This window comes from Protofrankia sp. Cr2 (assembly GCF_963555885.1).
GTDB lineage: Bacteria > Actinomycetota > Actinomycetes > Frankiales > Frankiaceae > Protofrankia.
The window spans coordinates 13,301-27,154 of the sequence record NZ_CAUVXG010000009.1; the positions used below are offsets into that span (position 1 = coordinate 13,301).

The 13,854-nt window shown below is 69.5% G+C and carries 14 protein-coding genes; 9 read left to right on the forward strand and 5 right to left on the reverse strand.

All coding sequences use genetic code 11. From position 1 onward, the window contains the following. Positions 1–75 precede the first annotated feature (75 nt). On the forward strand, positions 76–867 hold the full coding sequence (locus tag U9978_RS06820; RefSeq protein WP_322760200.1) for an SDR family NAD(P)-dependent oxidoreductase: 792 nt from the start codon (positions 76–78) through the stop codon (positions 865–867). Here U9978_RS06820 and U9978_RS06825 read toward each other — a convergent pair. Further along, positions 852–1,235 carry a DUF167 domain-containing protein gene (locus tag U9978_RS06825; protein WP_322760201.1) on the reverse strand — a complete coding sequence of 128 codons (384 nt, stop codon included), beginning with the start codon at positions 1,233–1,235 and terminating at the stop codon, positions 852–854. The genes U9978_RS06820 and U9978_RS06825 overlap by 16 nt on opposite strands. Before the next feature lie 99 nt (positions 1,236–1,334). Between U9978_RS06825 and fabG the strand changes: the two genes are divergently transcribed. From fabG to U9978_RS06840, 3 genes are all read left to right on the forward strand, one after another. Beyond that, a complete protein-coding gene (gene fabG / locus U9978_RS06830) occupies positions 1,335–2,051 on the forward strand; it encodes a 3-oxoacyl-ACP reductase FabG (RefSeq protein ID WP_322760202.1) in 717 nt (238 codons plus the stop codon). Between the two features lie 70 nt (positions 2,052–2,121). Then, positions 2,122–3,318, forward strand: a complete 1,197-nt coding sequence (locus U9978_RS06835) for a ferrochelatase (protein ID WP_416210873.1) — start codon at positions 2,122–2,124, stop codon at positions 3,316–3,318. A 116-nt stretch (positions 3,319–3,434) separates the two neighbouring features. After that, entirely contained in the window at positions 3,435–3,965 is a 531-nt protein-coding gene (locus U9978_RS06840) for a DUF3090 family protein (protein ID WP_322749940.1), read from the forward strand. Between the two features lie 36 nt (positions 3,966–4,001). Here U9978_RS06840 and U9978_RS06845 read toward each other — a convergent pair whose 3' ends face one another. Continuing rightward, positions 4,002–4,382, reverse strand: coding sequence for a hypothetical protein (locus tag U9978_RS06845; RefSeq protein ID WP_322760203.1), 381 nt, complete (start codon positions 4,380–4,382; stop codon positions 4,002–4,004). A gap of 104 nt (positions 4,383–4,486) precedes the next feature. On the opposite strand from U9978_RS06845, the gene U9978_RS06850 reads away from it, so the two are divergent. Further along, a complete protein-coding gene (locus U9978_RS06850; protein WP_322760204.1) occupies positions 4,487–5,401 on the forward strand; it encodes a hypothetical protein in 915 nt (304 codons plus the stop codon). Positions 5,402–5,479: 78 nt separating this feature from the next. Here the strand turns inward: U9978_RS06850 and U9978_RS06855 are convergent, their stop codons facing one another. Continuing rightward, positions 5,480–5,650 (reverse strand): hypothetical protein, encoded by a 171-nt coding sequence (locus U9978_RS06855; protein WP_322760205.1) that lies wholly within the window; start codon positions 5,648–5,650, stop codon positions 5,480–5,482. A gap of 4 nt (positions 5,651–5,654) precedes the next feature. Beyond that, positions 5,655–7,139 (reverse strand): FAD-binding oxidoreductase, encoded by a 1,485-nt coding sequence (locus tag U9978_RS06860; RefSeq protein WP_322760206.1) that lies wholly within the window; start codon positions 7,137–7,139, stop codon positions 5,655–5,657. Positions 7,140–7,272: 133 nt separating this feature from the next. Between U9978_RS06860 and U9978_RS06865 the strand changes: the two genes are divergently transcribed. From U9978_RS06865 to U9978_RS06880, 4 genes are all read left to right on the forward strand, one after another. Beyond that, the gene (locus U9978_RS06865) at positions 7,273–8,535 is read left to right on the forward strand and encodes a glycosyltransferase family 1 protein (RefSeq protein ID WP_322760207.1); all 1,263 of its coding nucleotides are present in this window, start codon (positions 7,273–7,275) and stop codon (positions 8,533–8,535) included. After that, positions 8,532–9,734 (forward strand): glycosyltransferase, encoded by a 1,203-nt coding sequence (locus U9978_RS06870; RefSeq protein ID WP_322760208.1) that lies wholly within the window; start codon positions 8,532–8,534, stop codon positions 9,732–9,734. Before U9978_RS06865 ends, U9978_RS06870 begins: the two co-directional genes overlap by 4 nt. Further along, complete coding sequence (locus U9978_RS06875; protein WP_322760209.1) at positions 9,676–10,599, forward strand: SGNH/GDSL hydrolase family protein; 924 nt, start codon at positions 9,676–9,678, stop codon at positions 10,597–10,599. The genes U9978_RS06870 and U9978_RS06875 overlap by 59 nt, the downstream gene beginning before the upstream one ends. A gap of 62 nt (positions 10,600–10,661) precedes the next feature. Continuing rightward, complete coding sequence (locus U9978_RS06880; protein ID WP_322760210.1) at positions 10,662–11,447, forward strand: hypothetical protein; 786 nt, start codon at positions 10,662–10,664, stop codon at positions 11,445–11,447. A 58-nt stretch (positions 11,448–11,505) separates the two neighbouring features. Here U9978_RS06880 and ftsH read toward each other — a convergent pair whose 3' ends face one another. Continuing rightward, on the reverse strand, positions 11,506–13,482 hold the full coding sequence (gene ftsH, locus U9978_RS06885) for an ATP-dependent zinc metalloprotease FtsH (RefSeq protein WP_322760211.1): 1,977 nt from the start codon (positions 13,480–13,482) through the stop codon (positions 11,506–11,508). Positions 13,483–13,854: the final 372 nt, after the last annotated feature.

A 13,854-nucleotide genomic window follows, 5' to 3' on the forward strand; every position in this document is an offset into this window, starting at 1 on the left:
TCTCCATTCCATGTCGAGTTTATTTTGTTAGATTTAACTTATCTGCCTGCTTGATGATGCGTCGACCATTCGGAGGTGGACCGCTTGACCGGCAGCCTGGACAACCGCTTAGCGATCGTCACCGGCGCCGGATCCGGTATCGGACGGGCGACCGCTCGCCTGCTCGCCGCCCACGGCGCTCATGTGGTGGTCAATGATCTTGTGCCCGAGCGGGCGAAGGAAACGGTCGCTCAGGTGAGTTCCGAGGGCGGTAGCGCCGAGGAGTACGCCGGTGACGTCACCCTGTCGGCGTTTGTCGACCAGCTCGTCGCCGATGTCGTGGCTACCTGGGGACGGCTCGACATCCTGCACAGTAACGCCGGCGCCGGGCTGGCTCAGGGGCCGCTGGTATCCATCGAGGACGACGGTTGGCAGGCGGACCTCGCGCTCAACCTCAGCGCCAGCTTCTTCTTTTTGCGTGCGGCGCTGCGGGCCATGGTTCCCGCCGGCCGGGGTTCGATCATCTGCACGGCATCCGTCGCGGGTCTGGCTGCCGTTCCCGGCGTCGCCCCGTACGGGTCCGCCAAGGCGGGGCTCCTGCAGCTGGTCCGTTCGGCCGCCGTCGAGTACGGGCCGAAGGGGATCCGGGTGAACGCCGTCGTACCGGGATCCGTCGAAAGCGCGAGGTTCACCTCGCGGGTCGGAGGCGAGGAACGACTCGCCGCCTACAAGCGGCAGATCCCGCTCGGCCGTACGGTGACCGCGCATGACGTCGCCGAAGCGGTGCTCTGGTTGGCATCGGATGCCTCGGCGTGTGTCACCGGTATCGCGTTGCCGGTCGATGGCGGGATGGGTGCGAAGCTCGCTCAGCCCTACCTCGGGGACTGATCCTTCCGGGAACTGGTGCGCGTGCGGACTGATGCGCCTGGTCGGTCCGGCGGCCTGTCGGGCCCGACGCCGAGCTCGGCGAGTCGGCCGCGTAGTTCGGGCTCGGGTAGCCCGCCGATTTCGACGATCTTCATGCGGCTTGTGGCGCCTGTGACCAGCACGACCTCGCGGCGGTGTACACCAAAGGCGGTCGCGAGCGCCCGCAGCGCAGCTTCGGTTGCCCGGCCGTCCACAGCGGGGGCGGTGACGTGGACGATCAGCGCCAGCCCAGCACCGGCGCCGGTGGGCTCACCAGCGGTCGCCAGTTCCTGGACGCCGCCGACCGAGGTCCGGGCCGATCCGGGGCGGACTTTGATGGTCAGGCGCACCCCCGCATCGTCTCGCGAAGCAGCCATCATGGCGGGGGTTCGGTGTGTCGCGGACGGTGAGACCACTGGTTGCGCCATCTGACGGTTACCATCCGACCTATGGCGGAGGCTCAGGGGCGTGTGGCACTTGTAACTGGGGGTAATCGAGGGATCGGCGCCGCGTGTGCGGCGGCGCTGGCCGCGGCGGGCGACCGGGTGGCCGTGGCAAGCCGTGGGGGAGGCGCCCCCGACGGGATGTTCGGTGTCCGGCTCGACGTCACCAGCGCGGAGGGGGTCGACAAGGCGTTCGCTGAGGTCGAAGCCGAGCTCGGGCCGGTCGAGGTGCTGGTGTCCAACGCCGGGATCACCCGGGACACCCTCCTGTTGACCATGAGCGAGGACGTGTTCCAGGAGGTCGTCGACACCAACCTGCTCGGCGCGTATCGGGTGGCCAAACGGGCCGCCCGGCCGATGCTGCGGATGCGGCGCGGACGTCTGATCTTCATTTCGTCGGTGTCGGCGACCAGCGGTGCCGCCGGGCAGGCGAACTATGCCGCGTCCAAGGCCGGCCTGATCGGCTTGGCCCGTTCGCTGGCCCGTGAGCTCGCACCGCGCGGCATCACCGCGAACATCGTGGCGCCCGGCCCGATCCGCACGGACATGACCGATGCACTCACCGACGCCCAGCGCGACAACCTCGTCTCTCAGGTGCCGGCCCGGCGCATGGGTGAGCCTGAGGATGTGGCCGCACTCGTGGCGTTCCTGGCCTCGCCGGCGGCGTCCTACATCACCGGGGCGCTGATCCCGGTCGACGGCGGGCTCGGAATGGGGCATTAGGAGGGTCGTCAGCGCCTGCAGCCGACCCCCCGGGATGCGGTGCGCACCGTGCGCGGGGGACGATCGAGGCGTGTCGGGCGCCAGGAGGACTACAGCTGATCATATCGGAACCGGCCCTGGGCCGGCTGCTCCGGTCGGGGTCGACGCGTTGCTGCTGGTCTCCTTCGGCGGCCCGCAGGCACCTGAGGACGTCATGCCGTTCCTGCGCACCGTCACCCGCGGGCGCGGCATCCCGGATCAACGGTTGGGCGAGGTTGCCGAGCACTATCACCGCTTCGGCGGCCGCAGCCCGATCAACGACCAGAACCGCGCCTTACTGGCCGCGCTGAAAGCCGAACTCGCACCGTTGCCCGTGTACTGGGGCAACCGCAACTGGTCGCCGTTTCTCGCCGACACCCTCGCGGAGATGCGCCGCGACGGCATCGGGCGGGCGGCCTGCTTTGTCACGTCCGCCTTCGCCTCCTATTCCGGTTGCCGCCAGTACCGCGAAAATCTCGCGGACGCGCGGGCCACGGTCGGTCCCGGCGTGCCGGAACTGATCAAGCTGAGGCACTACTTCGACCATCCCGGCTTTGTCCTGCCCATGGTCGACCATGTGGTCGACGCGTTGGCAACGGTTCCGGCGTCCTCGTCGGACAGCACGCGGCTGGTCTTCGTCGCCCACTCGATTCCCACTGCGCAGGCCGAAACCAGCGGCCCGAGCGGTGACGCCTACCCCCGGCAGTTCGCGGCCGCGGCCCGTGCGGTCGCCGACCGGGTCGCATCCCGGACCGGGCGCCGCCACCGTTACGACCTCGCCTATGTCAGCCGCAGCGGGTCGCCAGACGTCCCCTGGCTCGTCCCGGACATCGGTGACCATCTCGCGGCGCTCAGCGCCACTGGTACCATGACCGCGGTTGTGGTGGTACCGATTGGTTTTGTCAGTGACCACATGGAGGTCGTTTACGATCTCGATGTGGAGGCGGCCGCGCGGGCCGGTACAGCAGGTCTGACGTTTCGCCGGGCGGCAACGGTGGGGACCGACCCCCGTTTTGTTGCCATGGTTCGCGAACTGCTGGACGAGCGCAGGTACGGCGACGTGCCGCGACGGGCACTCAGTGAGTTGGGGCCGAGCCACGACGTGTGTCCGTTGTGGTGTTGCGCCGGGCGGGCTCGCCGTCCGGCCGCTGCCGGCACCCCGGCGGATGAGGAGCCTACCCGCAACGCCACCGCCAACCTCAACATCACTGACGTTGCCAGGGAGGAACCCCGGGGGATACGACGTTGACTGACGTAGGAACGCAGGCGTGGGCAAGAGGCCGTAGGGGAGTCCGGGGCCAAAGGCTGCGCGATCGTGGTTTTTCGCGCAGCCGGAGGCCGTTGGGGAGTCTAGGGAGGGACGAGGTGTACCAGCAGCAGCGGCACGTGTTCGACTCGCCAGACCGTTTCGTGGTCGGAACCGTCGGTCAGCCCGGCGAACGTGACTTCTACCTTCAGGCCAGCGCGCAAGGACAGGTTGTCACCGTCGGCCTGGAGAAGATCGAGGTCAACGCGCTCACCGAAGGGCTGACAACGCTCCTCGGCCAGCTTAGCCGCACCGGGGGCGTGGCCGTACCCGAGGCGCGGGATGTCTTCGTTGACCTTGCGCCGCTGGATGCCCCCTTCGAGGAGGACTTCCACCTCGGCAAGCTCACGGTGTCCTGGGACGGTAAGCGGGTGCTGGTCGAGGCCGCGGGCCGGGCTCGTGGCGGGGTGGCGGCCGGGGGCCCCGATGACGAGACCTCGCTCGACACCCTCCAGGTCTCCCTGTCCCTCGACCAGACCAAGGCGTTCGTGGAGCGGGCGCGCAGTATTGTCGCGGCCGGTAGACCTCCGTGCGTGCTGTGCGGACGTCCGGATGGTCCGACCGGGCACTTCTGCCCGCGTCTCAACTGACCCACTGTCGCCACGGCTCGTCGCATCCCGCCCTGGTTAATCTTGCTGACCGTCGGGAGGAACTTCCCCGGCCCGCCCGGTCCAGTGGGCGATGTTGCTTCGGGTGGGGGCCGCGCCGGCGGCCCGGCGGAGCAGGACCCCGGCCAGCTCTTCGAGCGCCGCCACCTCGGACGGGTCGAGGTCACCCAGGTCGGTCGACCGGCCCTGCCGATCCGGCGGATCGAACAGGTCGGCGTAGAAGGCCATCTCGACGTCGAGCGCCCCGGCGGTTCCGGGCGGTTGGCGGAGTCGGGCCGCGAGGCTGCCATGGCCGGCCTTCCACACGCCGTCGGCGAGCGCGGCCTGCCACGGGCCAGCCAGCGTCGCAGGCCCCCGCTGCTGCTGCCCGATCCCGTGCACGAACACGACCGCAGCCATAACCGGCACCCCCCGTCACCTGGCGTGAGCCGTGACCGTCCCACCGGTATTACACACCCGACCCGGCACATACCCGCACAGCATCGGCCAGTTACGGTCACACCGTGCTCGCTGCGCTGCTGCCCGGTCTGCGAGACCTACGCGCACCGGTCGCCGCGGGCTACCTGTGGCTGTTCGGTCTGTGGCTCGTCTTCGCACCGCACCTTGAGCCCTCGGCGCATCCGACCGGCGTCGTTCACGACGTCGTCGCACTCGGCAATGCCGCCGGGCGGGCCGCCGTCACGGCAGCGGTCACCTTTGCCGCGTACCTGGTTGGCGTGGTTTCCATTGCCGCCAACCCGCTGATCAACCGGCTCGGGAATCTCCTCGCCGCCACCCGTCTGCGTCGATTCATGCCCCGCGCCCAATGGCAACGCGTCCGCGCCACGATCATATCGCTGGTCTACCTGCGCATAGACGAACGTTTTCTCGCCGACGGCGTCATCCGCGCGGAAACAGCGCGACGGCTCCACGCCGTCCAGGTTGCCGCCGGCGCACACGGCACCACCCTCGCCGCGGGCTTCGAGGCGGATCCGGATATCGTCATCGAACAGGCCCGCACCACCCCGGCGGTGCGTGCCCGTCTCCTCGACGCGCTGCTCGACACCGCTGACCCCCAGGAAGAATGCCGGCTCGATCTCCTGCGTACCCCCGTCCGGATCGTGGGCCGTGAAGCCGACATCTATGCCGCCTACGACCGCTACCGGGCGGAATACGAACTCCGGATGGGCCTGGTGCTCCCCGTCACCTTCCTGATCGGAACTCTTGCGGTGATGGCAAGCCCGTGGTGGACCGCCGGAATATTCGTCTCCGCGATGCTGCTCTACCTGGGCGTGGCCGCGAACATCCAGGCATCCACCGTTCTCACCGAATCAGTCGGAGCACGACGCATCGACCTACCGACCCTCGAACGTCTCGCCACACACGACCTACCCTGGCGCGATCAGAACACCGCGCTTTCCCACCTCGCCGAACAATAGCCGGCGAGTAGGTGTCCATTCACGGGTGTCGCTGACCTGTGGCGACATGTCGGGGTGACACGTCGGTGTCAACGATGATTATTTGGTGGGGTTTCCGAGCTCCTCGCGGAGGATCCGGGCGGAACGCTCGGCCAGGTTCGGTTCTGCGTCCATGATTCCGATGAAGGAGAAGCGGTGCTTCATCGTGGCGGGTGAGCCGGCTGTTTGTTCGACGTCTGTCCCTTCCTCGTCGTGGGGTGTGATCGTCATGTTCTCAGGGTAGCGCCGGGTCCGCGGCGCGGCCGATGCCGTAGGGCGGGACGAGGACGCCGGGGTTGAGCAGGCCTGCGGGGTCCAGGGCATGCTTGACCGCGGTCATCACGGCGAGTTCGTCAGGTGATCGGGACATGCCTATCCAGGGCATTTTGGCGCGTCCCACGCCGTGTTCGGCGCCGATGCTGCCGCCGTCGGCCGCGGCCCGGGTGAGGATCGCCCCGGCGAGCGTTTCTCGGCTGCGGGTGTCGTCGCGGTCGGGTCCGGTGATGTTGACGTGGAGGTTCGCTTCGGCCAGGTGACCCCACAGGTGTAGCCGGGCCGACGGCGTCACAGCTCGGACAAGTGCCGGGAGATCGTCGACGAAGGCGGTGATCCGGGTGAGGGGGACGGCCACATCGAGCTTGACCGGGACGCCGAGGGCGTTCACGGCCGCGGTGTGGCCGTCGCGGTAGGTCCACAGCCGCCGGCGGTCCATGGCTGTGGTGGCGACGGCGACGTGGAGGACGCCTGCGGCGGTCTCGAGCACGGTGGCGAGCTCGTCGGCGGGATCGGTGCGCCCCACACATTCCACCAGCAGGTAGGGAGTGTTGTGCACCGGGGAGATCCGGCCGGGAAACGGTGTCGGCAGGCCCTGATGGTCGCAGACCAGCGTGATGCCGTCGTCGAACATCAGCTCGACGGCGTCCAGGGACCCGACCGTGGCCCGGAGCAGCGCGACGAGGTTGACGGCGGCGGTGAGGTCCGCCATGGCGATCAGTGCGGCGGTCCGCGCGCGGGGCAGCCCGATCAGGCGCAGCTGCACCCTGGTGATGACGCCCAGGGTGCCTTCGCTGCCGACGAGCAGCGCCGGCAGGTCGTAGCCGACGTTGTCCTTGGGTAGGCCCGACAGCCGCCGTACCAGCCGGCCGTCGGCGAGGACGGCTTCTAACCCCGCTATCTGGCTGCGGGTCATGCCGTGTCGGAGTACCCGCTCGCCGCCGGCGTTGGTCGCGGCGATTCCACCCAGGGTTGCCGAGTCGCGGGCGGCGAGGTCGACACCGATGGTGTAGCCGGCTGTGCGTAGGTGGGTCTGGACATCGGCGAGGGTCGCGCCCGCCGCGGCGGTGACCAGGCCCGCGGCCGTGTCGACCGGGTCGATCGCGGTGAGTCGGCGCAGGCTGAGCACGACCGCGCCGGTGGCGGCTCCGGCCGGTACCGACCCGCCGACCAGGCCGGTGTTGCCGCCCTGCGGTACGACGGGCCGGCCGTGGGCGGCGCAGACGCGCAGGACGGCGGCTACCTCACCGGTCGAGGCGGGGCGGGCCACGGCGGCGGCGCGGCCGGTGAAGGCACCGGTCCAGTCGGTTTCGTAACCGGCGGTGAGATCGCGGTCGACCAGGACGTGGTCGGCGCCGAGCGCCGCCACGAGATCCGCGATCAGCCGGTTCTCCCCGCGCTGGTCTTCGCCTCGGTCGTCCTCGCCTTGCCGGACTGTTCCACGCACGGTTTTCGGCCTCCACGAACGATTGCCTACTCACGCTATGCCGCGATTAGTAACATCAAGTTGTGCCACAATGTTCACGCCGCGGACGAGCGGACGTCCGCGATCGATCCCCGTAGCTTGGGAGCCTGGTGTCGTGCGCGTAGCAGTGATCACCGAGTCGTTCCTGCCGCACGTGGACGGGGTGACGAATTCGGTCTGCCGCGTGCTTGAACATCTGCGGGATCGCGGGCACGAAGCGCTCGTCATCGCCCCCGCTGCGGGAAATCAGGTACCAGCTGCCGACCCCGACGTTTACGCCGGGGCCCGGGTACTGCGTGCACCCTCTGTCCCGATGCCAGGGTATCCGACTTTCCGGGTCGCCACTCCGTGGCCCCGGTTGGTCGGCGTCCTGGCGGAATTCCGACCCGATGTCGTGCACCTGGCCGCACCGGCGGGGCTGGGCGCGCAGTCCGCTTTCGCAGCCTGGCGGCTGGGGCTGCCAAGCGTCGCCGTCTATCAGACCGACTTCGCCGGCTTCGCCGCCCGATACGGGCTGGGCCAGGCCGAACGCACCATCTGGCGATGGGTGGCGACCGTCCACCGACTGGCCGGGCGGACGCTCGCGCCGTCGTGGCCGGCCGTCGACATGCTGCTGAGCCAGGGCGTCCACCGGATCGCCCGCTGGGCACGTGGGGTCGATCTGGACCGGTTCAACCCGTGCCATCGGGACGCCGCCCTGCACCACCGGCTCGCCCCGGATGGTGAGCTACTGATCGGCTACGTCGGTCGGCTCGCCCGGGAGAAGCGGGTGCATCTGCTCGGCGCGGTGCAGGATTTCCCCGGGGTTCGGCTGGTCATCGTCGGTGACGGGCCGATGCGGCCGACGCTCGAACGCCAACTGCCCCGGGCGACCTTTCTCGGATTCCAGTCCGGCCGGGAGCTGTCCGCGATCGTGGCGAGTCTCGACATGTTCGTCCACACCGGTGCCCATGAGACGTTCTGCCAGGCCGCCCAGGAGGCTAAGGCCAGTGGCGTCCCGGTGGTCGCTCCGGCCGCCGGCGGCCTACTCGACGTGGTCGATGACGGCCACACAGGCTTGCACTTCACACCGGACTCCCCATCGGCGTTGGCCGATCAGGTCGCCATGCTCGTTGCCGATGGTGAGCGTCGGATAGCAATGGGTGCCGCCGCCCGGCGCTCGGTCGCCGGCTGTGGGTGGAGCGCGATCGGGGACGAGCTCATCGGCCACTATCACGACGTCCGCGGTTTCGGGGTGGCGCAGGCGCGGGTCGGCGCCCTGCGTTCGCGGACCGTCCTCGCCCGCCGGGCACAGCTCCACCGGGCCGCCGTCGACCGCAGTATGCGAGACGGCGCGCGGGACGGCGCATACCACAACGAGGACGGGAGTACCCGGTGAAAATCGTTCAGGCCGCCAACTTCGTCGCGCCGCGGTCCGGTGGTATCCGCACGACCATGCGCCACCTCGCCGCCGGCTATACGGCGGCCGGTCATGAGGTCATCCAGGTTCTACCCGGGGAATGCGACAGCGTCCGCTACACCCCCGAGGCCAGGGTGGTTACCATGCGTGCACCACTGGTGCCCGGTACGGACTACCGTGTCCTGACCGACCCGTGGCGGGTCATCCGGCATCTCGACGCTGCTGCACCCGACCGCATCGAGGTGCACGACCGGGCGTCGCTGCGGCCCCTGGGCCGCTGGGCCAGCCGTGCCGGTGTCCGATCCCTCGTCGTCAGCCACGAACGCCTCGACCGACTGTTGAATCTGTGGACACCACGGTCGCTGCGCGGGGTGCTGCCGGTCCGCTCCGCGGCGGACCGGTCCAATGCCGCGCTCGCGCGGACCTTCGACACGGTGGTCGCCACCACCACGTGGGCCGGGAGCGAGTTCGTCCGCATCGGCGCGACCAATCTGTGCCAGGTCCCTCTGGGCGTCGATCTCGACGGCTTCCGCCCCGACCGTTGCGACAGTGCGCTGCGCCGGGCGTTCGCCCGCGACAGCGAGGTTCTCCTGGTCAACGTCGGCCGGCTGTCGCCGGAAAAGCGGGCGGACACGGCTGTGGACGCGTTGGCGGAGCTCGTCCGCCGCGGGGTGCCCAGCCGTCTGGTCATCGCTGGTGACGGTCCGAGCAGGGGGCGCCTGACCCGGCGCGCGGGCGGTCTTCCGGTCATCTTCCTCGGTCATGTCGCAGATCGGGACCGTCTGGCCACTCTACTGGCCTCTGCGGACGCGGTCCTTGCTCCAGGGCCGGTGGAGACCTTCGGCCTGGCTGCACTGGAGGCCATGGCGAGCGGCACCCCGGTGGTCGTCCATCACAGCAGTGCTCTGGCGGAACTCGTCACGCCGGGCAGCGGGATCGTCGCGGCGGGCAGCGGCTGGACCTTCGCGGACGGCGTGGAGGAATTGGTCGCCATCGATGCGCCCACCCGTCGGCGAGCGGCCCGGGCTCGCGCTGAGCAGTTCCCGTGGAGCGTCACCATCGACGGTTTCCTCGCAGCCCACGGCCTGTCCTCGATGTCCGTTCATGACGCATTCGGCGGTGCCGGTGACTATCGCGGTGCCGGTGACCATCGTGGTGGCGCGACGCGAGCGGCCTGACGTCACGGTGAACGGGATCTGTTTCGTCGCGCTCGGCGACAGCATCACGGCTGGGCTCGGTGACGGTGTCAGCATGGGCCGGTACCGCAGGGCACATGCTGACCGGGCACTCGCCGGCCGGGGCTGGGCCGCCACCCTGGCGGCATCCCTGGCCCCGGCCGACCGGATGCGGTTCGCGAACCTCGCGACCACCGGTGCGACCACCAAGGACGTCCGTGGCGCCCAGATCCCCGTCGCCCGCACGCTGCGCCCGCAGATCGTGAGCATGATTGCGGGAATGAACGACATCATGTCTCCGGGGTTCGATCCGCTGCGCCTGCGGCACAACCTCGTGTGGGGCGTCCGGGACCTGCGGGCGGACGGCATCTGGGTACTGATGGCACGGTTGCACGACCCGGGACGCCTGCTGCGGCTACCCGGCCCGGCCCGGCGTCTGGTCACAACCCGGGTCGGCCAGCTCAACGCGGCCGTCGACGCCGCGGCCGCGGCAGATCCCGGTGTGCTGGTGGTCGATCTGGCGCGTCATCCCGAGATCTATCAGCTTTCGACTTTCGATGTGGACCGGGTTCATCCGGGGCCTCGCGGCCACCAGCTCATCGCCCGTGCCTTCGCCGAGGCTCTGCGCGAAGCCGGCATTCCGCTGCTGGCGCTGCCGAAGATGGGACCGCCGACCGCGGCGCCAACCCGCCTTGCGCACGCCCGTTGGATGGCGCAGGTGGGCGTGCCGTGGCTGCTGGCCCGTCCGGCCGCGCCCATCCGCCGGCATGCCGAGCGCATCCGGGCCGAGCGCAGGCAGTCGTCGCCGGGGCACGGATGGAGTATGCCGGCCACGACCGGCTCGTTGCCAAGTGTCGACCGCATGTGACCCCCAGCAATCCTGGCCCGGATCGTCGCAGGACAGGGCCATCATTCCTTAACGTAGGCATCGTGATTTGCGGCCAAGCTGCCTCGCCTCGCTCGGGGGCACTCACCGGATGGGGTAATGCGTGGCTCGCTGGGCTCGTCAGCACCGACGAGGCGATCGCCCAGATCCGGGAGGGCTCCGGCGGGCCTGACGCTCCGCACACCGTTGACGGCCAGGGACTGGCGTTAGGGCTCGGTTGGTTGCGGACCGTCGGCACCCGGCGCCTGCGGCTCGTTCTGCCCGTGCCCGGCGATGTCAGCGGTCTGCCGGGGCCGCCGGCCACCAACCGGGAAGCCCTCGCCGCCGGCGAGGCGATCGTCGTGCTCGGTCCCACCCCGCTGCTGGTCCTGGTGCCCTCGGTGACCGCGCACGGTCCGGCGGTCGAGGGCGGTCTGGAGTCGGTGCACTGGCACTCGGCGACCGGCGCTCACCTGCCGCCGCCGCCCTTGCCGCTGCGCGCCGCGGAGTACGAACTCAACGAGGCCATCCGGACCGCAACCGCCGCGCTGCTCCACCTCGACCGGGCGAAGGCCGGTCCCGCGGTGCTCTCCGTGCTCCGTGAACGCCACACCGACGAACCGACTCCGCTGCTCGCGCCGGGCTACCCACCGTCCGCTCACGCGCTGCTCGCGCAGGCCGTGCGGATCGCGAGCCTGATCGATCTCGCGGCACGCGACGACGGTGCGGCGGTCACCGCTGAGGAGATCGACCGGCGGTCGACCACGCTGCGCGCGTTGTCCGCCGCGGTCCGTCGAGCCTGCGAATCAGCCTACGACGCCTTCGACCCGTCACAGTCGATGGCCAGGTAGCGGCGGACCCAGGTGGCGGCGGACCCCGACCGGACCGGTGCCGGCGCTCACAACAGCTTCATTCGTCGCCCAGCGACGCCGACCGGGAAACCTTCGGGGACTGCGGGGACTGGTCGGCTGCGCTGTCCGCATACACCGGGGCGTGGTCACGCAGGACGTCGTCGAGCACGCCGCCGTCCACGGTCTCGCGTTCCAGCAGGATGCCGGTGAGCGCGTCCAGCGCGCCGCGGTGGGCTCGCAGCAGTGTCATGGCGTGCTCCTCGGCCTCCCGCAGGAGCCTGGCCACTTCCGAGTCGACGATCCGCTGGGTCTCCTCCGAGTACGGTCTGGAGACCAACTCCTCGCCGCCGAGGTACTGGGGGTTGCCCGAGGCGTAACCCACCGGCCCCAGCACAGGGGACAGGCCGAACTCGCGCACCATCCGGGTGGCAAGCGTCGTGGCGCCGGCCAGGTCGTTGGCGGCCCCGGTCGAACCCTGGCCGAAGACGACCAACTCCGCGGCCCGCCCGCCGAGCCGCACGGCGAGCGAGGCATACAGGTAGCTCTCGGTGTAGAGATGCCGTTCGTCTTCAGGCAACTGCTGGGTGGCACCGAGCGCCATCCCGGCCGGCAGGATTGTGATCTTCGCCACTGGGTCGGCGTGCGGCGAGAGCGCCGCCACCAGCGCATGCCCGGACTCGTGGACGGCCACCGACTGCTTTTCCTCGGGCAGCAGCACGTTGGTGGCGTCGCGCCGGCCCAGGATGATCCTGTCCCGGGCGGCGTCGAAGTCCTTCGCGGTCAACACGTTGCGCCTTTCCCGCACGGCATGGATCGCGGCCTCGTTGACCAGGTTGGCCAGATCTGCGCCGGAGAAGCCGGGGGTGGCCCGGGCGACCACGGTCAGGTCCACCTCCGGGCTGAACCGCTTGCCCTGGCAGTGCACCTTGAGGATCTCCGCCCGTTCCCGTTGGGCCGGTAGCGGCACGGTGACCTGCCGGTCGAACCGTCCGGGCCGCAGCAGCGCCGGGTCGAGGGTCTCGGGCCGGTTGGTCGCGGCGAGGACGACTACGCCCTCGGCCGGATCGAACCCGTCCATCTCCGCCAGCAGTTGGTTGAGGGTCTGCTCACGTTCATCGTGACCGCCGCCGATGAGCCCTGAGCCTCGCTTGCCCCCGATCGCGTCGATCTCATCGATGAAAATGATGGACGGGGCCCGCTTGCGTGCCTCGTTGAACAGGTCCCGGACCCGGGAGGCACCGACCCCGACGAACATCTCGACGAACCCGGAGCCGCTCACCGACAGGAAGGGCACCTCGGCCTCACCTGCGACCGCCCGGGCGAGCAGCGTCTTGCCGGTGCCGGGCGGCCCGACCATGAGCACCCCGCCCGGACCCTTCGCCCCGGCCTGCCGGTACCGCTCGGGATTACGCAGGAAGTCGATGACCTCGCTGACCTCCTGTTTCGCACCCTCGTAGCCGGCCACGTCGGCGAATCGGGTGGTCGGACGTTCGGCATCGATGATCTTCGTTCGGGATCGACCGATGCCGCCGAGCCCGCCCGCCAGCGACCGTTGCGCGGCTCTGCCGGTCCAGAGGAAGAACGCCACCAGCAGAAGGAGCGGCAGGAAGCTGAGCAGGATCGACAGGAAGGACGTGCCGGAGCGGGTTGCCTTGACGTCGACGTTCTTGACCTGCAGCTGGTTGAGGACTCCCTGGGTATCGAGCGCGGTCGGGACCTGCGAGGTGAACCCGGTGCCGTCCTTGAGGGAACCGGTGACCGCACCCTTGTCGTTGATCGTGACGTTGCGTACCGCACCGGCGTCCACCTGCTGGGTGAGCTGGGTGAAGCTGTAGGCGGTCGCCTGCTTCGAGAACATGGTGGGGGCGAACAACAGAGCCACGGTGATGATGATGCCGATGGGCAGCAGCCAGCGGCGCCAGGTCGGAGGCGGGGTGGGCGCGGGCTTGGGTGGGGTCTCGCGAGGAGGCCCGGAACGTGCCGAGGTCGACAGATGACGCCGGGCGCTCCGGTGAGATCTTTTACTGGAGATCATATTTTGTTGCTCCTACCTGTGTTGCCCCGGTGGTGCCGCCCAGGCGAACATCAGCGGAAGCCGGTGGCTCGCTGTTGCATCCGTCACAGACGATCGATACCCGTTTCAACGCACGAGCCCTCCGATCGGCGTCGTGGTCATCCTCACCGCTGTGTCGGGAATCAACCGGGCACCGGGTTCGTCATGACGCCCGACCGCGCAGTGACCCGGCAACCGGCATACTTCGCCCTGTCAGGCGCTCCTTGGGAACGATGTGAATCTGGTGTTGTGGTAGGAGCATCAGATTCACATCGTTAAGAGCGCCCGGCAATAGGGGCGTGGATCAAGGAGCGGGGCTGGGGCACGTAGATCGCGAGGCGGAGGAGGGAGGCA

Coding starts and splice junctions, on each gene's coding strand:
- U9978_RS06855 (WP_322760205.1), bottom strand. CDS start 5,650: ATGACGATCACACCCCACGACGAGGAAGGGACAGACGTCGAACAAACA.
- fabG (WP_322760202.1), top strand. CDS start 1,335: ATGGCGGAGGCTCAGGGGCGTGTGGCACTTGTAACTGGGGGTAATCGA.
- U9978_RS06845 (WP_322760203.1), bottom strand. CDS start 4,382: ATGGCTGCGGTCGTGTTCGTGCACGGGATCGGGCAGCAGCAGCGGGGG.
- ftsH (WP_322760211.1), bottom strand. CDS start 13,482: ATGATCTCCAGTAAAAGATCTCACCGGAGCGCCCGGCGTCATCTGTCG.